The sequence below is a fragment of the Tissierella praeacuta DSM 18095 genome, assembly GCF_900128955.1.
Taxonomy (GTDB): Bacteria; Bacillota; Clostridia; order Tissierellales; family Tissierellaceae; genus Tissierella; species Tissierella praeacuta.
The window spans coordinates 495,920-515,234 of record NZ_FQTY01000001.1 but is presented as its reverse complement, the minus strand read 5'-3'; the positions used below and the strand labels follow the sequence as shown (position 1 = coordinate 515,234).

22 protein-coding genes and 1 pseudogene are annotated in these 19,315 nt (G+C 30.5%); 15 read left to right on the top strand and 8 right to left on the bottom strand.

Annotated elements, in window-relative coordinates; genetic code table 11:
- Positions 1–314: pseudogene (locus BUB33_RS02695) on the bottom strand (hypothetical protein); the annotation flags it as partial.
- Positions 315–494: 180 nt separating this feature from the next.
- On the opposite strand from BUB33_RS02695, the gene spoIIAA reads away from it, so the two are divergent.
- The 9 genes from spoIIAA (at position 495) to spoVAE (ending at position 5,174) form a co-directional block, all read left to right on the top strand.
- Complete coding sequence (spoIIAA, locus tag BUB33_RS02690) at positions 495–830, top strand: anti-sigma F factor antagonist (RefSeq protein WP_072972825.1); 336 nt, start codon at positions 495–497, stop codon at positions 828–830.
- 11 nt (positions 831–841) lie between these two features.
- Entirely contained in the window at positions 842–1,282 is a 441-nt protein-coding gene (spoIIAB, locus tag BUB33_RS02685; protein ID WP_072972822.1) for an anti-sigma F factor, read from the top strand.
- A gap of 5 nt (positions 1,283–1,287) precedes the next feature.
- The gene (gene sigF, locus BUB33_RS02680) at positions 1,288–2,046 is read left to right on the top strand and encodes an RNA polymerase sporulation sigma factor SigF (protein ID WP_072972819.1); all 759 of its coding nucleotides are present in this window, start codon (positions 1,288–1,290) and stop codon (positions 2,044–2,046) included.
- A 65-nt stretch (positions 2,047–2,111) separates the two neighbouring features.
- Complete coding sequence (locus tag BUB33_RS15965; RefSeq protein WP_159429154.1) at positions 2,112–2,276, top strand: hypothetical protein; 165 nt, start codon at positions 2,112–2,114, stop codon at positions 2,274–2,276.
- Positions 2,269–2,892: a stage V sporulation protein AA gene (locus tag BUB33_RS02675; RefSeq protein WP_072972816.1), complete on the top strand. Its 624-nt coding sequence runs from the start codon at positions 2,269–2,271 to the stop codon at positions 2,890–2,892. The genes BUB33_RS15965 and BUB33_RS02675 overlap by 8 nt, the downstream gene beginning before the upstream one ends.
- A complete protein-coding gene (locus BUB33_RS02670; RefSeq protein WP_159429153.1) occupies positions 2,879–3,316 on the top strand; it encodes a stage V sporulation protein AB in 438 nt (145 codons plus the stop codon). The genes BUB33_RS02675 and BUB33_RS02670 overlap by 14 nt, the downstream gene beginning before the upstream one ends.
- Positions 3,317–3,334: 18 nt before the next feature.
- Positions 3,335–3,784 (top strand): stage V sporulation protein AC, encoded by a 450-nt coding sequence (gene spoVAC / locus BUB33_RS02665; RefSeq protein WP_072972811.1) that lies wholly within the window; start codon positions 3,335–3,337, stop codon positions 3,782–3,784.
- A 3-nt stretch (positions 3,785–3,787) separates the two neighbouring features.
- A complete protein-coding gene (spoVAD, locus tag BUB33_RS02660; protein WP_072972809.1) occupies positions 3,788–4,807 on the top strand; it encodes a stage V sporulation protein AD in 1,020 nt (339 codons plus the stop codon).
- A 10-nt stretch (positions 4,808–4,817) separates the two neighbouring features.
- Complete coding sequence (gene spoVAE, locus BUB33_RS02655; protein WP_072972807.1) at positions 4,818–5,174, top strand: stage V sporulation protein AE; 357 nt, start codon at positions 4,818–4,820, stop codon at positions 5,172–5,174.
- A 10-nt stretch (positions 5,175–5,184) separates the two neighbouring features.
- Here the strand turns inward: spoVAE and BUB33_RS02650 are convergent, their stop codons facing one another.
- On the bottom strand, positions 5,185–8,097 hold the full coding sequence (locus BUB33_RS02650) for a penicillin-binding protein 1A (RefSeq protein WP_072972804.1): 2,913 nt from the start codon (positions 8,095–8,097) through the stop codon (positions 5,185–5,187).
- A gap of 240 nt (positions 8,098–8,337) precedes the next feature.
- Here BUB33_RS02650 and hflX point away from each other — a divergent pair, with 240 nt between their 5' ends.
- The 4 genes from hflX (at position 8,338) to BUB33_RS02630 (ending at position 11,266) form a co-directional block, all read left to right on the top strand.
- Positions 8,338–9,606, top strand: coding sequence for a GTPase HflX (gene hflX / locus BUB33_RS02645; protein ID WP_072972907.1), 1,269 nt, complete (start codon positions 8,338–8,340; stop codon positions 9,604–9,606).
- A gap of 69 nt (positions 9,607–9,675) precedes the next feature.
- A complete protein-coding gene (locus BUB33_RS02640; RefSeq protein WP_072972802.1) occupies positions 9,676–10,119 on the top strand; it encodes an NUDIX hydrolase in 444 nt (147 codons plus the stop codon).
- 48 nt (positions 10,120–10,167) lie between these two features.
- Complete coding sequence (locus BUB33_RS02635) at positions 10,168–10,815, top strand: YigZ family protein (RefSeq protein WP_072972800.1); 648 nt, start codon at positions 10,168–10,170, stop codon at positions 10,813–10,815.
- Between the two features lie 49 nt (positions 10,816–10,864).
- Positions 10,865–11,266: a CoA-binding protein gene (locus BUB33_RS02630; RefSeq protein ID WP_072972798.1), complete on the top strand. Its 402-nt coding sequence runs from the start codon at positions 10,865–10,867 to the stop codon at positions 11,264–11,266.
- A 26-nt stretch (positions 11,267–11,292) separates the two neighbouring features.
- Here BUB33_RS02630 and BUB33_RS02625 read toward each other — a convergent pair whose 3' ends face one another.
- Positions 11,293–11,643, bottom strand: a complete 351-nt coding sequence (locus tag BUB33_RS02625) for a TSUP family transporter (protein ID WP_072972795.1) — start codon at positions 11,641–11,643, stop codon at positions 11,293–11,295.
- Complete coding sequence (locus BUB33_RS02620) at positions 11,640–11,999, bottom strand: sulfite exporter TauE/SafE family protein (protein ID WP_072972793.1); 360 nt, start codon at positions 11,997–11,999, stop codon at positions 11,640–11,642. Before BUB33_RS02620 ends, BUB33_RS02625 begins: the two co-directional genes overlap by 4 nt.
- Positions 12,000–12,098: 99 nt before the next feature.
- Here BUB33_RS02620 and nadE point away from each other — a divergent pair, with 99 nt between their 5' ends.
- On the top strand, positions 12,099–12,818 hold the full coding sequence (gene nadE / locus BUB33_RS02615; RefSeq protein WP_072972791.1) for an NAD(+) synthase: 720 nt from the start codon (positions 12,099–12,101) through the stop codon (positions 12,816–12,818).
- 79 nt (positions 12,819–12,897) lie between these two features.
- Positions 12,898–13,635, top strand: a complete 738-nt coding sequence (locus BUB33_RS02610; RefSeq protein WP_072972788.1) for a YebC/PmpR family DNA-binding transcriptional regulator — start codon at positions 12,898–12,900, stop codon at positions 13,633–13,635.
- Positions 13,636–14,865: 1,230 nt separating this feature from the next.
- Here the strand turns inward: BUB33_RS02610 and BUB33_RS02605 are convergent.
- From BUB33_RS02605 to BUB33_RS02590, 4 genes are read right to left on the bottom strand one after another with little or no spacing between them, the layout of a single operon-like run.
- Positions 14,866–15,561 (bottom strand): zinc dependent phospholipase C family protein, encoded by a 696-nt coding sequence (locus BUB33_RS02605; RefSeq protein WP_072972786.1) that lies wholly within the window; start codon positions 15,559–15,561, stop codon positions 14,866–14,868.
- Between the two features lie 18 nt (positions 15,562–15,579).
- Positions 15,580–16,053, bottom strand: coding sequence for a (2Fe-2S)-binding protein (locus tag BUB33_RS02600; protein WP_072972784.1), 474 nt, complete (start codon positions 16,051–16,053; stop codon positions 15,580–15,582).
- Entirely contained in the window at positions 16,054–16,890 is an 837-nt protein-coding gene (locus tag BUB33_RS02595) for an FAD binding domain-containing protein (protein WP_072972781.1), read from the bottom strand.
- The gene (locus BUB33_RS02590) at positions 16,877–19,222 is read right to left on the bottom strand and encodes a xanthine dehydrogenase family protein molybdopterin-binding subunit (RefSeq protein WP_072972779.1); all 2,346 of its coding nucleotides are present in this window, start codon (positions 19,220–19,222) and stop codon (positions 16,877–16,879) included. The genes BUB33_RS02595 and BUB33_RS02590 overlap by 14 nt, the downstream gene beginning before the upstream one ends.
- Positions 19,223–19,315: the final 93 nt, after the last annotated feature.

Genomic DNA, 19,315 nt, shown 5'->3' with positions numbered 1-19,315 from the left:
ATAATACTGTTATCGTAAAGATCCATAATTGGACTTAAATAAAGTTTTCTATTATCCCTAGGAATTGAAAATTCAGTTACATCTGTAAGCCATTTCTCATTAGGAGCCTTAGCTGTAAAATCTCTTGCTAATATATTCTCCTTTGTATACTCTGGCTTTACTCTAATGCGATTAACTTTTTTTCTTCTAATTCTAGCTGTAATACCTAAAATATTCATAATTCTATGTATATATCCTTCTGAAAATGACTTATGATTTAGTTTATTAATGAACATATGGTCATCCTTTTTACTGTACTTTGGTTTTCTTCCCATAAAAAAATACCTCCAAGTAGATAATCTAATTTTTAATTAATTAGACTGTCTACTTTGGAAGTATCATATCATTTTAGACTCTTTTTTTCATTTAACAACAAAAATAGTCAATATTCTTTGAAGGAGAAACACATCTTTATATAGAATATATATGTATAAGGAATAGAAGGAGGGGATTTTTTGTATCTATCAGTAGAAAAACACAAAAATAATTTATTGGTACAATTTAAGGGGGAGTTAGATCATCATACTACGGAAAATGTAAGGGAAAAAATAGATCAACAATATTTTGATCCAAAACTTAAAAACATAATATTAGATTTAAGAGGGTTAACTTTTATGGATAGCTCAGGAATAGGACTTATTATGGGAAGATATAAAAATTGTATAGAAAAAAAGGGGTTAATGGCTATAGTAAGTGATAATGCATATGTAGATAAGATGCTTAGGATGTCTGGATTACTCAAAATAATAAATGTATATCCAACAATTGAAGCAGCAAATGAAAGTTTATAAAGGAGATGAAAATGGTGGAAAAAAATTATATGAAATTGGAGTTCCTAAGTAAATCTAATAATGAGTCTTTTGCAAGGGTAGTAGTAGCAGCATTTGCATCTCAGTTGGATCCAACATTAGAAGAATTATCAGATATTAAAACGGCAGTATCAGAGGCTGTTACCAATGCTATTATACATGGATATGAATATGGGGAAGGAATAGTAATAGTTGAATCAAAAATTGAAGGAAATGAAATAGAGATAATTGTAGAAGATAGAGGTATGGGGATTCTTGATATAGATAAAGCTCGTGAACCATTTTATACATCTAAACCAAATTTGGAGAGATCTGGTATGGGTTTTACAGTTATGGAAACTTTTATGGATAGCCTTGAAGTACAGAGTATTAAGGGGAAAGGTACAACAGTAAAGATGACAAAAAAATTTAAAAGCCTTTTAGATAAGGAGTAGATATTATGAGTTTAGGCAGTGAAAACAAGGCTTTGTTATCCCATGAGAAGACCATGGAACTTATTAAGGAGGCACAGGATGGTAGTATGGAAGCCAAAGAAATGTTAGTGTCTTCTAATCTAGGGCTTATTAGATCGGTTTTAAGGGGCTTTATGAATAGAGGTTATGAAGTAGATGATTTGTTTCAAATAGGTAGTATAGGATTATTAAAAGCCATTGATAAATTTGATACTTCTTTTGATGTTAGATTTTCAACTTATGCAGTACCAATGATAATAGGTGAGATTAAAAGATTTTTAAGAGATGATGGATTGGTTAAGGTAAGTAGATCATTAAAACAGACTGCATCAAAGGCTAAAGGAGCAGAGGAAAAGCTTTTTATGCAACTTGGAAGAGAACCTACTATTCAAGAAATATCTGATGAAATTCAAATGGACAAGGAAGATATAGTAATGGCTCTAGAAGCTTCATATCATCCTGAATATCTTTATGACGTTGTACATCAAAATGATGGTTCACCCTTATATTTAATAGATAAAATTAGTAATGAATCAGAAGATGACAGGGATATCGTTGATAATATAGTATTAAAAGATATGTTAGCAAAGTTGAAACCTAGAGATAGGCAAGTTATTATCTTGAGATATTTTAAAGATAAAACTCAAACTGAGGTAGCATCTGAATTAGGTATATCCCAAGTTCAAGTTTCAAGAATAGAAAAAAAGATAATAGAAGAAATGAGGAAAAATTTAGCAAAGGCATAATATATGCCTTTTTTTGTATTAAAAAATAATTATAGTAGATAATAATCTTAGAATGAGGTGATTATATGATATATAAATTAAATTATAAAAAGATAATTATTATGTTGACGATTTTCTTAGTTCTTGCTGGTGGGATTTTATGGTATAAGGGAGAAGTTGCAAATAAAGAAGTGCCAAAGAAGGCGAATTTTGTTATTAATATACTAGAATGGAGTATGATTTATGGATAAAGAAAAAGTATATATAGTAATCAATAAAAAGGCCTCCATTGAGCCAGATAAAGATGCACTTGTAAAGGATTTGGGAGAAGTATATAGTACAAAACCAGATATTAAAAAAAATATAGAAAATATTAGAGTAAAAAAAAGGAATGTGGAAGAAGATTGGGATTATATAACAGCTATAGAGATATCAGAGAAAGTTTTAAGTAGATATCCAGATATTGATTTAGATTTACTTGGGGAAGTAGAAGTGCTGATTGAGTATAAATCACGGCAGAAGGAAAGACCGTTTTTTGAATTTATAAAAGTATTTCTAGTATGTATAATCTTATTTTTTGGAGCAAGTATAGCTATAATAAATTTTCATGCAGATGTTGACGCTAAGAAAGCTATGGAGAAATTATATTTTACCTTTACTGGAGAGAAGAAAAGCAATCCTTTAATTATGAATATTCCCTATTCAATTGGAATCGGAGTAGGAGTATTAACATTTTTTACTAGAATTTTTAGTTTTAGTGAAAGAAGAAAAAAAGAACCAGGTCCTATGGAAATAGAGTTGTTTCTATATGATGAAGACATGGAAAAACATATATTAAATGATATTAAGAAAAATGAAAAATCATAAAAAGAGGTGTGCTATGGGAGTAAAGTTATTGTTAATGACAATTGGTTTTGGAGGTGGATTAGCAGTTGGTACTGCTGCAGCTGCTTTTATTACAATACTTCAAATAGTACCAAGATTAGTTCAAATAAGTAATACATGGAAATATATTAAACTTTATCAAATGATCATATCCGTAGCCTTTATTCTATTCGTTATAATATATTTTTCAGAGTTCCATATTAATCTGCCTAAAATTATAATTCCGTTAATTGGGCTCTTATGTGGAGTTTTTATTGGTTTATTGTCATCTGCTTTAGCAGAAGTATTAAACGTAATTCCAGCAATGTCAAAAAAATTAAAGATAAAAGATAGTTTAAGATATATTATATGGGCATTAATGGCTGGGAAAGTGGCAGGTTCATTATATTTTTGGATATTTAATTAAGTAGAGGAGATGAAATAAATGGAGAATATGAATAAAAAAGAATATCAAAAGTATTCCGAAAAGAAAGTTCCCAAACCTACCTATCTAAAGAATATAATATTTGCTTTTTTAGTAGGTGGAGCAATTTGTACTATAGGACAGTTTTTAAGGACTTGGATGATGAAAAATGGTCTTGATGAGAAAGCTATTGCATCAGGCACATCTATTATTTTAGTGTTTTTAGGAGCATTACTCACTGGACTTGGAGTATATGATGAAATTGGAAAGATAGGTGGAGCAGGAGCTGCTGTTCCTATTACAGGGTTTTCCAATGCTGTAGTATCACCTGCAATGGAGTTCAAAACAGAAGGATTTATTTTTGGTGTAGCATCAAAAATGTTTACTATAGCAGGACCTGTATTAGTGTATGGAGTAGGAAGCTCAGTAATTGTTGGCATATTACATCTATTATTTACGAAGGGGAGATAATTAATGGCATTAAAAAAGTTTGGTTCACAAACAGTTAAATTTGGGAATCCACCTTCAATAGTAAGCACCTATACAATAGTAGGACCAAAGGAAGGTGAAGGACCACTTAAAGATTATTTTGATATGATTTTAGAAGATGATATGTGGGGACAGGAATCCTTTGAAAAATCAGAAGCTAAAATACAAGAAGAAACTATAAAAGCAGCATTATCAAATGGAAATTTGACTAATCAGGATATAGACTACTTATTATCTGGAGATTTATTAAATCAAATAATTTCTTCTACTTATACAGCTAGAGCACTTAGTATCCCTTATTATGGATTATATGGAGCTTGTTCCACTATGACACAGTCTTTATCTTTAGGTGCAATGCTTATAGATGGTGGGTTTGCAGACAAAGTAATATGTGCTACATCTAGTCATTTCAGTTCTGCTGAAAGACAATTTAGATTTCCATTGGAATATGGTTCTCAAAGAAATTTTGGAGCACAATGGACAGTTACTGGATCTGGAGCTACTATACTTTCATCAGAAGGAAATGGACCATATATTACTTATGCAACTACTGGTAAAATTATAGATATGGGTATTAAAGATGCTACAAATATGGGGGCTGCTATGGCACCAGCAGCTGTTGATACACTAGTTACACATTTTAAAGATACTGGTTACTCTCCATCTAGCTATGATCTTATAATATCAGGAGATTTAGGGAAGGTAGGAAAGAATATAGTATTAGATTTAATGAAAAAAGAAGGATATGATTTATCCAGTATGTATACAGATTGTGGTGTGGAAATATTCGATGGGGAAGCTCAAGATACTCATGCAGGAGGCTCTGGGTGTGGATGTGCTGCAGTTGTATTAAATGGTTATATATATAAGGAAATGATGAAAGGAAAATTTAACAGAGTATTGATAATGGCTACGGGAGCACTTCATTCAACAATTATAAATCAACAAGGTGAATCGATTCCGGGAATAGCTCATGCAATTACTATAGATATAAATAATAGTTAGGGGTGGTTATATGGAATATATTAAAGCTTTTATAGTTGGCGGCTTAATATGTGTAATAGGTCAAGTTATATTAGATAATACTAAATGGACTCCTGCCCATATATTGGTTTCTTTTCTTACGGCAGGTGTTATTTTAGGAGGTATAGGAGTTTATAAACCCCTTGTAAAGTTCGCAGGTGCAGGTGCTACAGTTCCAATAGTAGGGTTTGGAAATGCTTTAGCAGAGGGTGCAATCGAAGGTGCTAAGACTAAAGGAGTAATAGGTGCCTTTACTGGAGGGTTACAAGCAACTGCTGGTGGAGTGGCTGCTGCAATTTTATTTGGGTATATAATGGCATTAGTTTTTAATCCAAAAACGAAAAACTAAGGAATTAACCTTAGTTTTCGTTATTATATTCATTTTCATTTTCATCTTCATCTTCCCATATATATGGAGGAGAACTAAAATCATCTTCTATAGGTTCGGGTATTACAGTGTTATGGTTATGATCAGTACAGAACTCTCTTGGAACAGAAAACTGAAAATCTGTTGGTGTAATACCATTGTGTTCTGATGGGAAATAAGGTGGTGTACGATCTACAAACACCTTTTTAACTTTATTTTCTTCTGGACAATATTCATTAGCCAGTTTTCCATTGGTACTATCTATGGTGACTTCTACGTGAACATCACAATGACTTTTTGGTTCTGTTCCCTTTACAAATATTTCAGATTTAACTGTACTTCCCCTTGGGTCACGAGTACAAAGTTCTGTTGGTAATTTTCCTGACTGAGTACATATATTTACAGATACTATACCACTAGGTTTATCGAAGGATGTTTTACTTTCTAAACCTTCATGCATTCTAGTCATTATATGTTGCCATAATTGTACGGCTGTACCACTACTTTGTGTAAGAGTAATCTTAGGTGAGTCATTTCCTATCCATGTAGCAGAAACATAGTATGGCGTAAATCCAACAAACCAAATATCCGCCTGATCTGTTGTTGTACCGGTCTTACCTGCTACTGCCATCTTAGAAATTTTAGCTCTTCCTGCAATACCATTTGATACAGTAGTCCTCAAGATATCTGACATTATATATGCTACTTGAGGGGATACTACTATGGTTTCTTTTGGAGTATTATCAATTAATATATTACCATTCTTATCTTCTATTTTAGTGAAAGCTCTAGGTTCTATATATATACCACTGTTTGCTATAGCACCGTATGCAGCAGTTAATTCTAAAGGTGTCAGACCTTTTGTCATACCACCTAGTCCAAGTGCTGATAAGTTTTCATCGTTACTAGCCTTATTTTCCTTAGCTGTAACAAAGCTATCGTTTTCAGGGTCAGTTTTGCTGATAATTCCTAACTTTTCTAAATATGACATAGATGTTTGAATTCCAATGGATTCTACAACTTTAACAGCATTTACGTTGACAGATTGTTCTACTGAGCGTCTTAGAGTATGAATACCTCTATATCTGTCTCTATACCAGTTTTTTGGCCATAGTTTTCCATTTACATAAAATGGAACATCATCTATTGGCGTAGCAGCTGTATATCCATTATCCAATGCTGGTAAATAAGCAGCTATAGGTTTCATAGCGGAACCAGGTTGCCTTCGAGATGCAGTTGCTCTATTTAATATCCTAGCACCTTCAATATCCCTACCTCCTACTAAAGCCTTAATTTGGCCTGTCCTATAATCCATTATAACAGTAGCTGATTGAGGTTGTACAACACCGTCCTTAGATCTAAAGAAATATTTTTCGCTGACTAATAGATTTCCCTTTTCGTCAACTCTATAAAAATCTTTATTTTTATCTAGATAATCACTACTTATTTTAATTTCTTTATTATCAAGGATATTATAATTTTCTTCTGGTATTACTATTGAACCAACACTATGACTTACTAAATTTTTTCTATCATCTATTGTATAATAGTCACCAACATCTATATGTTTTTTATATGGCATAAGTTTTTTATTTTTAATAAATAAATTGTTATCTTTAAATTCGTAAGTGCCTTTTTCTAATATCAACTCAAAATTATCATTAAAGAGATTATTTTGATTATAGTAAATAATATTTCCTTTTTCGTCAATAACATCTTTGGATTTATTTAATCTCCAGTCTACTAATATAGGCCCTTTTATTTTTGATGAATTACTTACTAGAATTTCAGTAAAATTATTATATACATTTTCCAATTCTCTTTGAAGTTTTACATCCATAGTAGAATATATCTTCAATCCACCTGTGAATAACTCGTCTTGTGCTTGTTCCTTTGTATAACCAAGTCTTTCCATTAATGCTTTAACTGCTTGGGTTTTAACATAGTCTGTAAAATAAGAAGAGATACCTTCAAGTTTCTTTTGTCCAGGTTTTAAATTTTCTTTAATATTTTCATTAATTGCCTCTTGATATTGTGACTTTGTTATTTTGCCTAATTCTAACATCTTTTTTAATATAATCTTTTGTCTTTTTACAGCCTCTTCATTATATACTGCTATATATTTTTCACCTAAAATTTCTAAACGTCCAACCTCATAATGTTTTTCAGCGTTGAAGTTTTCAGGACTTACAGTATGATAAGGTGCGTATTTAGTAGGTGATTTGACTATACCCGCAAACAATGCAGATTCTGCAAGAGTAAGGTCTTCTACATTTTTTGAAAAATAAGTTTGTGCTGCTTCTTGTACACCATATGCACCTTGACCTAGATTAACCCTATTTAAATAAGCCTCTAGTACTTGATCCTTTGTAAGGGTTTTTTCTATTTGGATGGCCAAATAAGCCTCTTTAATCTTTCTATCCCAACTCTTTTCTCTGTTTAAATAGACATTTCTTGCTAATTGCTGGGTTATTGTACTGGCTCCTCTCACAGCAGAGCCAGCCTTTATATTGTCTATTGCAGCAGAAACTATACCCTTAGGGTCTACTCCAATATGTTTTTCAAATCTTTCATCTTCTATAGCAATATATGCATCTCTAAGATGCTTTGGCATTTGATTTAATTTTACCATAGTCCTAAACTCTGGTGCCTGAATTTTTTCAATAAGTTCTCCGTCAGCATCGTATATAGTTGACGTTAAATCTAGAGAAGAATTGACCTTTGAAGGATCTATATTAGGAACATCCTTTAAAATAGATAGAACTGCACCAATTAATATGCCTCCTGCTATAACAGATAACATTAAAAATATAACTAAAAATATCTTTATAGATTTAAATACGATATTTCCAGTGGAACCTTTCTTTTTTTTCTTTTTCTTATTATTATCATTGCTATTATCCATAAAACTACCTCCTTAATTGAGAAAAGGCTTAATTAGTTAATTATACCATAGAAATATTATAATGTTAATATTAGAAGTTTAAATGATTATTACAATATAGTTACGAAGAAATAAATATAAATTATAGCTTAATCAATAGTGTTTTGTGTATATTGTTAGATAAATTGTTTAAATGGTGATATAATAAAAGAAAGATATAAATTTAATGATTTTTTGGGAGTTGATAAATTGAACCAAGAAATGAAGAATATGGAAAGAGTTCTTATAATTGGTGTGGAACTTGATACAGATACAATAGATATTGAAAATTCCTTAGATGAATTGGAAGAACTGGTAAAAGCAGCAGGGGGCATGGTGATTTCTAGAGTAGTACAAAAAAAAGAGAGTATAAACCCAGCATATTTTATAGGCAAGGGAAAAGCAGAGGAGATAAAAAATTATTGTGAGGAGTTAGATATTACAACTGTAGTATTTAATGACGAATTATCTGGAGCACAGTTGAGAAATCTAGAAAAGATTATTGATAAAAAAATAGTTGATAGAACGAATCTAATTTTAGATATTTTTGCTAGTAGGGCAAACTCAAAAGAAGGAAAATTACAAGTAAAATTAGCTCAACTTAAATATCGACTTCCGAGATTAATTGGATTTAGAGATTATTTGTCTAGAACTGGTGGTGGTATAGGAACAAGGGGGCCAGGAGAGCAAAAATTAGAAACCGATAGAAGACATATATTGAGAGAAGTAGATAATATAGAAAAACAATTAAAAGAAGTAGAACAAAATAGAAATATAAAAAGAAAGAAAAGAGAGGATTCAAACTTACCCATTGTAGCATTAGTAGGTTATACTAATGCTGGTAAATCAACATTATTAAATAAGATAATTGAATTAAATGATGAATATGAAGAGTCGAAGCAGGTTTTTGTAAAGGATATGCTATTTGCAACATTAGATACATCTTTAAGACGAGCCAAACTTCATAATGGTCAAGGGTTTTTATTAACTGATACAGTAGGATTTGTGTCTAAACTTCCTACAAAGTTAATAGAAGCATTTAAAGGTACTTTAGAAGAAGTAAAATATGCAGATTTGTTGCTTCATATTGTAGATGCTTCTAATAAAGATTTAGATATACAAATTCAAACTACCTATAATATATTAAAAGATTTAGATGTCTTAGACAAGCCTATACTTACAGTTTTTAATAAGATGGATAAAGTAGATATTCATAATTTGTTTTATGATAGCAGATATGTAGATAATAAACTGTTTATATCAGCTAAAAATGGGGAAAATATAGATAGGTTATTGGAAAGCATTGAAGATTTATTACCTCAACAGTATAAGATGGTTACTATAAAAATACCTTATCAAAAACAAAATATAGTAAATTATTTTTGTGATAATTATCAGATTAATAGTTTAGAATATTTAGAAGACGGCACGATGCTAAAACTAACTATTAATAAAGTAGATTTAGAGAGATATAAAGAATATATAATTTAAGATTAAAGAAATGTATTGAAAAATTATTAAGAAATTAATATCATATAAATAAAAAAGGAGTTGAACCCAATGATAATAAGAAATTGTGCTGGTGGAGTTGTATTTAGAGATGATAAGGTTTTTGTTTTGAAAAATGATAAAAATGAATGGGTATTACCAAAGGGAAAGATAAGAGGAGAACAATTACCACCAGAAACAGCTATTAATAGAGTAGAATATGAAACAGGAGTTAATGCTCCTAAAATTGTATCCTCTGCTGGAGAAACTGCTTATGAATTTTATTCATTTTCAAGAAATCAGGCAGTTTGCAATAAAATCATATGGTATATAATGGAATCACAAGATGAAGAGTATAAAGTTAATCTTGAAGAAGGTTTTAAAGAGGGAGGATTTTATCCAGTAGAGGAAGCTGTTGACATGATTACCTACAGTCAAGATAAATCCCTTGTAAGTTTAGCATATAAAAGATATCTAGAGTTTAAAGATTATCAAGAAAAGTTAAACTATGCTTAAAAAGTAGGAGATTATATCTCCTTATTTTTTTGGTGAGAGGAAGATTTTATGGATAAGAGCTATAGAACTATATATTCCTATGGTGAAGCAGAAATCATTATAAATAAATCTCGATTTATCGGCTATGCTATGCCCATAGAAACAGAGGAAGATGCCTTAGAATTTATAGATAAGATAAAGACTAAACATAGAGATGCTACACATAATGTTCATGCCTATGTCCTTGGTAAAGATAATAATATTCAAAGATTTAGTGATGATGGAGAGCCTTCAGGTACTGCTGGTATCCCAATGCTTGAAGTTGTTAAAAAGGAAAATTTGAGAAATGTAGTAGTTGTTGTAACTAGATATTTTGGTGGCATTAAGCTAGGGGCAGGGGGGCTTATTAGAGCATATACAAAAGGTGCAAAGATTGGATTGGATGCAGGTATAATTGTAGATATGGTTCTACATACTAAAATAAAAATTAGAATTGATTATACTTTATATGGAAAAATAGAAAATTATCTTATGAATGAAGACTATATAGTAATTGAGTCTATATTTGATGATGCTGTGAATATATTTGTTTATGTGGAAAATGAAAAAATTGATGCTTTTCATAATATAATAACAGATTTAACTAATGGCAATGCTATAATTGAGAATTTAGATGAAGAATATATTCCTATAAAAGATGGTAAAAGATTAACTTAATTAGGTTAACAAGAGATAAACAGGGTATAATTTTATACGAGGTGATGAGATGGAAGATATGGTAAAGATAAAAGAAGAAATGCTTAATAAAAAGATTTGGGTAGTAGCAGGTGTAACAGCAAATAAAGATAAATTTGGATATAAAATATGGAAGACTTTAAAGGAACATAATTATGAAACCTATGGCGTAAACCCAAATTATGATGATATTGAAGGAGATAAAATCTATCATTCAGTTAAAGAACTACCAATTAAGGTAGATGTTCTTGATATGGTTGTGCCACCAAGAATTGCAATTAATACTTTAGATGAAGCCAAGGAAGCAGGAATAGAATATATATGGTTTCAACCAGGCACATATAATGATGAAGTTTTAGCAAAGGCAAAAGAGTTAGACTTTAAGATATTATATGATGACTGTGTATATGCTACTCTAAGAAAGAGCCACTAGAAAAGAAAGAATAGGTTATAAAAGACCTATTCTTTCTTTTTAAATAGCTCAATACCTCCCACTATTAGCAGAAAAAATCCAAAGTATTTTTTTAGTTTTAGAGGGTCAATTTTAAGAGCTAAAATAGATCCTATAATGGCACCGCCAATGCCTCCTAGTATAATTAATTTAGCAAAAGAAAAATCAATATTCCCTTTTTTATAATGGGTGATTAAGGCTATGGTTGCTACAGGTAGAAATACTATTAGATTGACACCTTGAGCATGTTGCTGTTTTATGTTGTTGAATATAACTAAGGAAGGTATTAAAATTGTTCCGCCACCTATACCCATTCCACTAATTATGCCGGATAAAAATCCAATTAAAATTAAAATCATTTCCATATCATCCTTATAGCAGTATAAATAATTACACTGCCAAATATTTTTCTCAATATATTAATGGGAATTTTATTTAAAGTTTTCGCACCAATATAAGAGCCTACCATACCTCCAATTGCTACGGGGAGAACTACTTTAAAAGGTATAGAATTATTAGCAAAATATATTATAGTAGATATAATGGATAGTGGAAGAATAATGGATATAGCAGTAGCATGAGCTTTATAGTCATTGACATTGAGCAAAAAGACTAATGCAGGCACTACAATAGTTCCGCCGCCAGAGCCAAATAAACCGTTAATTAGACCAGTTATTAAACCTATAGATAGTAACTTTATCTTTTTTTTGTCCATAAATTTCTCCTTTATGTTATAATCATTATGATTAACTTTACCAATTCTAGAGAAGATATACATAGGATGAAAATTTACTAATTATATTGGAGGATGGATATGGAAAATATAGATTTAACTATTTTTAATTTAGTAAAATGGTTGCAAGAAAAGGTAGAAGAAGCCGGGGCAAAGGGATTAGTATTTGGATTGAGTGGAGGTATAGATTCTGCTGTTGTAGCTGGGCTTGCTAAAAAAGCATTTCCAAATAATTCTTTAGGTATAATAATGCCTTGCCATAGTGATTCAATAGATGAAGAACATGGAGTCTTGGTGGCTGAAAAATTAAATTTAGATACTGAAAAAGTAGATTTATCTAATTCTTTTGATGTATTATTTGATTCTATAAAAGTAGAGAATAAAAATAAGATGGCAATATCGAATTTAAAACCAAGGCTCAGAATGACTACTTTATATTATTTCGCTCAAAACAATAACTATTTAGTAGTTGGTTCTAGTAATAAATCTGAGTTTACAGTAGGATATTTTACTAAGCATGGAGATAGTGGAGTTGATTTATTACCTTTGGCTTCCTTTGTAAAATCTGAAATTCGAGAACTCGCTAAATCTTTAGGAATACCTAATATTATAATAGAGAAACCACCTACAGCAGGCTTATGGGAAAATCAAACAGATGAAAAGGAAATGGGGTTTTCATATGAAGTATTGGATAATTATATTAAAACAGGTAAAGGGCCAAAAGAATTAGTAAATAAAATAAAGAAAATGAACTTAGTCAGCCAACATAAGAGGGCTTATCCACCAATTTTTGAAGAATAAAAATTTAATAAATCTAATGCAATAAGCATAATATTATGCTAGAATAGAAAAGGCAATATTATAAAGGGAGTGAAATTTTATGGCAGGACATTCCAAATGGAATAATATTAAAAATAAAAAGGGTAAAGAAGATGCAAAAAGGGCAAAGGTCTTTACAAAACTAGGTAGATATATTATGGTAGCAGCAAAAGAAGGTGGAGCTGATCCAGACTATAATCCAGCATTAAAGGCAGCAATAGATAAAGCAAAGGCAGAAAATATGCCAAATGACAATATAGAAAGAGCAATAAAAAAAGGTTCAGGAGAATTAGGTGCAGATAATTTCGAGGAAATTATCTATGAAGGTTATGGACCAGCAGGAATAGCTGTGTTTGTACAATGTTTAACAGATAATAGAAATAGAACGGCTCCAGATGTTAGACACGCTTTTGATAAATGTGGAGGAAATATGGGGCAATCAGGCTGTGTTACTTTTATGTTTGACAAAAAGGGTATGTTGGCAATAGAAAGAACTGACTCTATAGATGAAGATGAATTAACGATGCTAGCAATTGACTTAGGTGCTGAAGATTTTGTAGCAGAGGATGAAGGTTTTGAAATAATCACCTCTGTAGAGGATTTCAACTCAGTTAAGGATGGTCTAGTTGCAGCAGGTTATGAATTTGCCATGGCAGAACTTACTTATATTCCACAAAATACAGTAGAATTAACTAATCCAGATGATATTAAAAATATGGAAAAACTAATAGATATGCTTGAAGATAACGACGATGTTCAAGAAGTTTATCACAACTGGGAGATGCCGGAGGAAGAGTAAGATGCTTTCTTTAAAAGTCTTTATTTTACTATGATATACTGAATCGAAAATTTTATTTGAATTATGATATATAGAAATAAAACACCTTTTACTAATTTTATAAATTAATAAAAGGTGTTTTATTTCTATTTTAAACATAAAGACTTTTTATTTGAGAAAGACTATAAAGATCTATAGAAATTCAACTAAGTCATTTTTAAAATATGTAGAAGAATTAAAGATTATGATATGCGGATGAATACTAAAACCTTTAATCATAATGGTTAGCTAATCTATAGATATACTTGTTCTCCTTGGTATTTACTTTGACTATACAATAGATACTTGACAGCTTAATATTCTGTATTTAAAATTTATTGTAAAGAAACTGAAAAACCTATTGGTTTTTCTTAGCAGGTTTTGTACTATAAAGAATAGCAGATATAAAAATAAATATACTCCCTATTATTCCTTTAGCCATAATCAAATATCCCTCATTTCTAAATTAGTTTTTACATTTTATACTGGTTTTCGTTAAATTTTATTACTCTATTTTGTTTTTCTACCCATTGTTTAGGATAAAAATAAGATGTAGTAACCCTGTCTAACTCTTTTATTATATTTCTTTTCTTGTTTCACTTTATATTTTTTTGTAAACATGTCCATATTTTAATCTGTATCCTTTGCCTTTAATCTTAAGGAAATTTTTAATTTACCAATATGTAATCTGCCTTTCAAAAGGAAGGCTTTAGTTATCTAGTGTTAATTCTTCTAAAACAACTGAATCAAATGGCATTCTAGATTCATTCATTAGGAGAAACAACTAAAGAAAAAGTAGTTATTAATAGATTATTTAAAGATACTGATGTTTTTTATTTTAGAGAATATTCTTACTATAAGTATAGCATAAGAATCCTTGCAACAACAAGAACTCTTATATATTAGCTAAGGTTTATTAAAATATAATAATGATTTTATTAAAATTGAGAAGTAGAGTTAAGTTTGTGGATAACTTTTTTAGAGAAATAGATATATTAATAACTATTTAACTACTTTTAGGGGTTTTGATATAGTCAGAAACAAGTCTATTAGATAAATATCATTACAAGATTATCTAATATGTAGTAGACTTTTATAAAATATAATATTAGATAAAAAGTAAAGGTGAGAGACATGGGGATTGTTATAATAGCTTTAATAATGATTAATTTTTTTACAGTGTATAAATTTATATTTTGGATTATTTTCAATTCAAAATATATCATTATAAAACATAATCATTGCTCCTGCTGTAGTTCTTTCTGCTAAGGGAAGACCACATCTGGTAATACGATAAAAACGATTTTTTTCATCTGAAATTATTTTGAATCTGTTATATATTTTAATAGCTACTCTTGAATTGAATCTTATATAGTCTTCAATAGAATCTAGCAAATAAGTTCCTTTTTCAACTTGAAACTCCTTGATATATTCATAGGTATGTTTAACATATGATTCATATTGATGGTGATTATCTAATAATCTAATATTGGCATGTTGGGGTATAGTCATATCTTGAATAATATGCAAAGTAGCACCTAGATAGAACATAGACTTATTAAATTCTCCTTTATCCCATAGTTTAAGAGCTTCTTCGTAATAATTTATTCCTAAATCCATAGCAGATTTCCTTCCATATAAACCCCTCTTTTTATAAGGATTATAGAAATGATTGGAGCTTTTGAAGTCTTGGTCTGCCCATACAGCACCTTCATTTATATCTAAAATAAAGCTATGAAAAAATCTATATTCGTTTATATATTTATCATTTTTAAGGATATTTAAGGCATGAAAATTAATGAATTTATGAACCTTACAATGGGTTTTCATTATAGATTTTTTTATAGGATTTGCTACACCAAAAATTGTTTTTAAAATATAGTCATATGTTGTTTCAATAATATCCATTTATTCACCTACTATAAGTTAATTAATTTTATCTTTTAATATTGATTTTACAGCATCTTCAATTTCTGCATATCCTGTGCAGCGACATAGATTGGACTGAAGCCATTCTTCTATTACACTATCATCTGCATCTGGATGGATTTTAGATAAAGCATGGCATACCATTAAAAATCCTGAAGTACAATAGCCACATTGAAAAGCAAAGCTTTCAACAAATGCTTTCTGAATTGGGGCGTTATTTAGCCCTTCTATTGTTATAATCTGTTTCCCAAAAGCCTCCACAGTGAGCATCAAACAAGATTTTATTGGCCACCCATCTACCAAAACTGTACATGCTCCACAATCTCCATTTTCACAACCAGGTTTTGCTCCAGTAAGTCCAAGTTCATTTCTCAAAGTAAATAATAATATATCAGAAGGTTTAGCAACTACATCTCTATCTTCTCCATTTATATTTAAGGTTAGTATAGTAGGAGTTAGTATTTTAAGCATTTAACTGACCTCCTCAAATTTATTAAGTAATTCATATAACATACCATATAGAATAAACTTTCTGTATTCAGAAGAACCACTAATATCGTGGAGTATTTCATAGGGGATATTATCAATGGATTTTTTAATTCTTTTATCTTTGGAAACAGAATTGTTGTTTAAAATTTTTTCTATATCAATAGATCTAATAGGATGTTCACATAAGCCACTAAAAGCAACTGAAATTTTACCATTATCATTTAATGCGGCCATGGTAATTAGAGGATAATCTATTTTCTCATTTTTTGTTCTTTTCACATGGCTATAGGGCAATTGAAGAAATTTTTTATCTATTATTACTTGGATTATAATTTCATCATCTGCAAGTTGTAGTTTTTTATCATATAAATCCATTATCTTTAGAGTTTTTTTGCATATATCACCTTGAACTACTATTTCACTATTAGAGAGGAGAAGAGGTAGTATAGCTTCTTTATATATAATGGTTCCCATTAAATTACCACCTAATGTAATTTTATCTTGTATTGTATGATCTGCTATTCTTTTAACTGTAAGACTAAGGAGTGGAAAAGGATTTTCTTCGGCAATTTTTGTTAAAGTTACAGCTGAACCTATTATTAAATTGTCATTTTTAAACTCAAATACATTACATTCAGGAATACCTTTAACATCTATTACTGCACCAGTATATTTATTGTACATTCTTGCCATAGAGATGAATTCTGTTCCTCCACCATAATAAATAGGCTTTTTACCATCCAATTCAAGTTTATTAAATAATTGAATAGCATCTTCAATTGTATCTGGTTTATAATACTCAAAATCAAAGGGAATCATATTTACCTCCTGTTTTGGTTTTCCATATTAGCTCAGGTGAAATAGGTAGATTATCAAAATCAGCTTCTGCTGCTAGAGATAATGCATTGGCGAAAGCAGATGGTATTCCAAGAATACCATGTTCTGCTATACCTCTCATGCCAAAAGGAGCATCAATATCAGGAGTCTCTATAAAATCTACTGTATATTGTGGATTTTCTCCAAATCGTAAAAGTTTATAGGTTCTCAGAGATGTATTTTCCAATATGGCATTTTTATTATATAAAAACTCTTCCCTAGTTGCCAAACCAATTCCCATACTCATACCACCCATTATGACCCCCTTTGCAGCCTTAGGGTTAATTGCTTTGCCTAAATCTATAACAGTAGCAGCTTTCAGTAGTCTATAAGAATAGTTTTTAGGGTTATATTCTATTTCCACGGCTTGAGCACCTACAGTCCATGAAACAGATGGTTTACCTTCTCCTGTTACTTTATCTAATTTAGTTAAATGTTTCATAATATAATTTCCTCTACCAATCATTTGTCCATATATAGATTCACCATTGGTGTATTTATAGCCATGAACTAAATCTTTAAATCCTATAAATTTAGTTGGGTCATCCTTTGAATATACTTTTTGCTCACCAATATCTAAATTATCAGGTGGGGATTTTAGAACAATGCCACCTAATTCCTTTAATTGTTTTATTAAATCATCTGCAGCATTTATAATAGCATTTCCTACCATAAATGTTGTCATACTTGCAACAGTTTTCCAATGTTTAGGGCTTATTCGTGTGTCTACATCCATAAATACATAAATTTCATCAATATTCATCTTCATCTTTTCTGCCAATATTTGAGCTAAAGTAGTTTTCATACCTGGACCAATTTCAGTAGCACCAATATTTAAGTTAAGGCTACCATCAGCGTTTAAAGTTATTACAGCTCCAGAAGTAGCATTAGTAGGAGAATCTGCAGATTTCCAAAAACAAGAAATCCCTTTAGCTTTAATTGTGCCTTTATTTGTTTTAATTATTCGCCCTTCTTTCCAATTAATAACTTCTTTTAATTTATAAAGACAAGATGTTAAATTTCCAGTATTATTAAATGTTATTTTTGCTTGTGTTGGAGAAGTATTTCCTTCCGTTATGGCATTTTTTAACCTTATAGCCAAGGGATCAATACATAATGCTAATGCTAACTTATCAATCATTCTTTCTATAGCAAAAGTAAGTTCTACATGACCAAATCCCCTATAAGAAGTAACATAGCAATGATTAGTATAAATACTATAGGAATCACAATGAATGTTTTCAATATTATATGGACCAGAACAATTAATTGCTATTGACTTAGACATACGGGGACCAGTACCAGTATAGGCACCACAATCTACATAATAAGTACATTCTAAGGCTTTTATCACGCCATTTGAAGTAGCACCTATTTTGAGTTTCGCATTTACGCCTATATTAGATGGCCAAGTAGAAATATCTTCTTCTCTAGGACTTGCCATTTTAACCATTTTACCTTCAACTGCAGATGAGGCTAGATATGCAAGAAATTCCATATGAACTCCAGCTTTTCCGCCAAAAGCTCCACCTACTAATGGAGTGCGAACAATAATATTGCCTTCAGAGTTTTTATATTGTGTGCTTATTTCTTCTTTAACTGCAAAAGGGGATTGGGTTGATGTATAGACAACTATATCCTTATTCGGTAATATTTGAACCTTAGAATTTCTAGTTTCCATTGCTAAATGATCTGACTGAGGCAAGGAGAATTCCCCCTCAAGAACTATATCAGATTCTTTCCAGCCAATATTCATATTTCCCTTTCTGATTTTTACATGGTCTGCTATATTAGTATGGGCTATAGGATATACACGGGTATCTGGACAATAGTAATGTCCTAGATTTTCATGTATAAGTGGAGCATCTTGCTTTATAGCATCAAATACGGAGTTAACTATAGGAAGAGGTTCGTATTCTATTTTAATAAGTTTTAATGCCTTCATAGCTTCCTGCTCACTATTTGCTACAACTATAGCTACAGGTTCGCCAAAATATCTAATCTTATCCTTTGCAATAGGTGGTCTATCGTTAATAATAGAGCCTACCAATATAGGTGTATATTCGCCAGTTATTATAGCTTGAACTCCTTTGGATTTTAAAGCTTCTTCTGTATCAATTGATTTTATAATTGCGTGTGCATAAGGACTTGGTAATACTCTTCCATGTAATTCATTAGGACTTAAGATATCGCCATTATATTTTGCAGCACCTGTGACCTTATCCCAAGCTTCTTTTCTAATGGTACTTACTCCGATTCTTGGTGGGTTATTCATAGGTTTTTCTCCTTTTTTTAATTATTATAAAAATTATTATTTCCATATAAATATTTAGTATTCAATATGAGAATATATAGAGTTTAGAAGATA

Excerpts from the sequence above, each read along its gene's own strand:
- spoIIAB (WP_072972822.1), top strand. The coding sequence starts at position 842 with ATGGTGGAAAAAAATTATATGAAATTGGAGTTCCTAAGTAAATCTAAT.
- sigF (WP_072972819.1), top strand. The coding sequence starts at position 1,288 with ATGAGTTTAGGCAGTGAAAACAAGGCTTTGTTATCCCATGAGAAGACC.
- BUB33_RS15965 (WP_159429154.1), top strand. The coding sequence starts at position 2,112 with ATGATATATAAATTAAATTATAAAAAGATAATTATTATGTTGACGATT.
- BUB33_RS02675 (WP_072972816.1), top strand. The coding sequence starts at position 2,269 with ATGGATAAAGAAAAAGTATATATAGTAATCAATAAAAAGGCCTCCATT.
- BUB33_RS02670 (WP_159429153.1), top strand. The coding sequence starts at position 2,879 with ATGAAAAATCATAAAAAGAGGTGTGCTATGGGAGTAAAGTTATTGTTA.
- spoVAC (WP_072972811.1), top strand. The coding sequence starts at position 3,335 with ATGGAGAATATGAATAAAAAAGAATATCAAAAGTATTCCGAAAAGAAA.
- spoVAD (WP_072972809.1), top strand. The coding sequence starts at position 3,788 with ATGGCATTAAAAAAGTTTGGTTCACAAACAGTTAAATTTGGGAATCCA.
- spoVAE (WP_072972807.1), top strand. The coding sequence starts at position 4,818 with ATGGAATATATTAAAGCTTTTATAGTTGGCGGCTTAATATGTGTAATA.
- BUB33_RS02650 (WP_072972804.1), bottom strand. The coding sequence starts at position 8,097 with ATGGATAATAGCAATGATAATAATAAGAAAAAGAAAAAAAAGAAAGGT.
- hflX (WP_072972907.1), top strand. The coding sequence starts at position 8,338 with ATGAAGAATATGGAAAGAGTTCTTATAATTGGTGTGGAACTTGATACA.
- BUB33_RS02640 (WP_072972802.1), top strand. The coding sequence starts at position 9,676 with ATGATAATAAGAAATTGTGCTGGTGGAGTTGTATTTAGAGATGATAAG.
- BUB33_RS02635 (WP_072972800.1), top strand. The coding sequence starts at position 10,168 with ATGGATAAGAGCTATAGAACTATATATTCCTATGGTGAAGCAGAAATC.
- BUB33_RS02630 (WP_072972798.1), top strand. The coding sequence starts at position 10,865 with ATGGAAGATATGGTAAAGATAAAAGAAGAAATGCTTAATAAAAAGATT.
- BUB33_RS02625 (WP_072972795.1), bottom strand. The coding sequence starts at position 11,643 with ATGATTTTAATTTTAATTGGATTTTTATCCGGCATAATTAGTGGAATG.
- BUB33_RS02620 (WP_072972793.1), bottom strand. The coding sequence starts at position 11,999 with ATGGACAAAAAAAAGATAAAGTTACTATCTATAGGTTTAATAACTGGT.
- nadE (WP_072972791.1), top strand. The coding sequence starts at position 12,099 with ATGGAAAATATAGATTTAACTATTTTTAATTTAGTAAAATGGTTGCAA.
- BUB33_RS02610 (WP_072972788.1), top strand. The coding sequence starts at position 12,898 with ATGGCAGGACATTCCAAATGGAATAATATTAAAAATAAAAAGGGTAAA.
- BUB33_RS02605 (WP_072972786.1), bottom strand. The coding sequence starts at position 15,561 with ATGGATATTATTGAAACAACATATGACTATATTTTAAAAACAATTTTT.
- BUB33_RS02600 (WP_072972784.1), bottom strand. The coding sequence starts at position 16,053 with ATGCTTAAAATACTAACTCCTACTATACTAACCTTAAATATAAATGGA.
- BUB33_RS02595 (WP_072972781.1), bottom strand. The coding sequence starts at position 16,890 with ATGATTCCCTTTGATTTTGAGTATTATAAACCAGATACAATTGAAGAT.
- BUB33_RS02590 (WP_072972779.1), bottom strand. The coding sequence starts at position 19,222 with ATGAATAACCCACCAAGAATCGGAGTAAGTACCATTAGAAAAGAAGCT.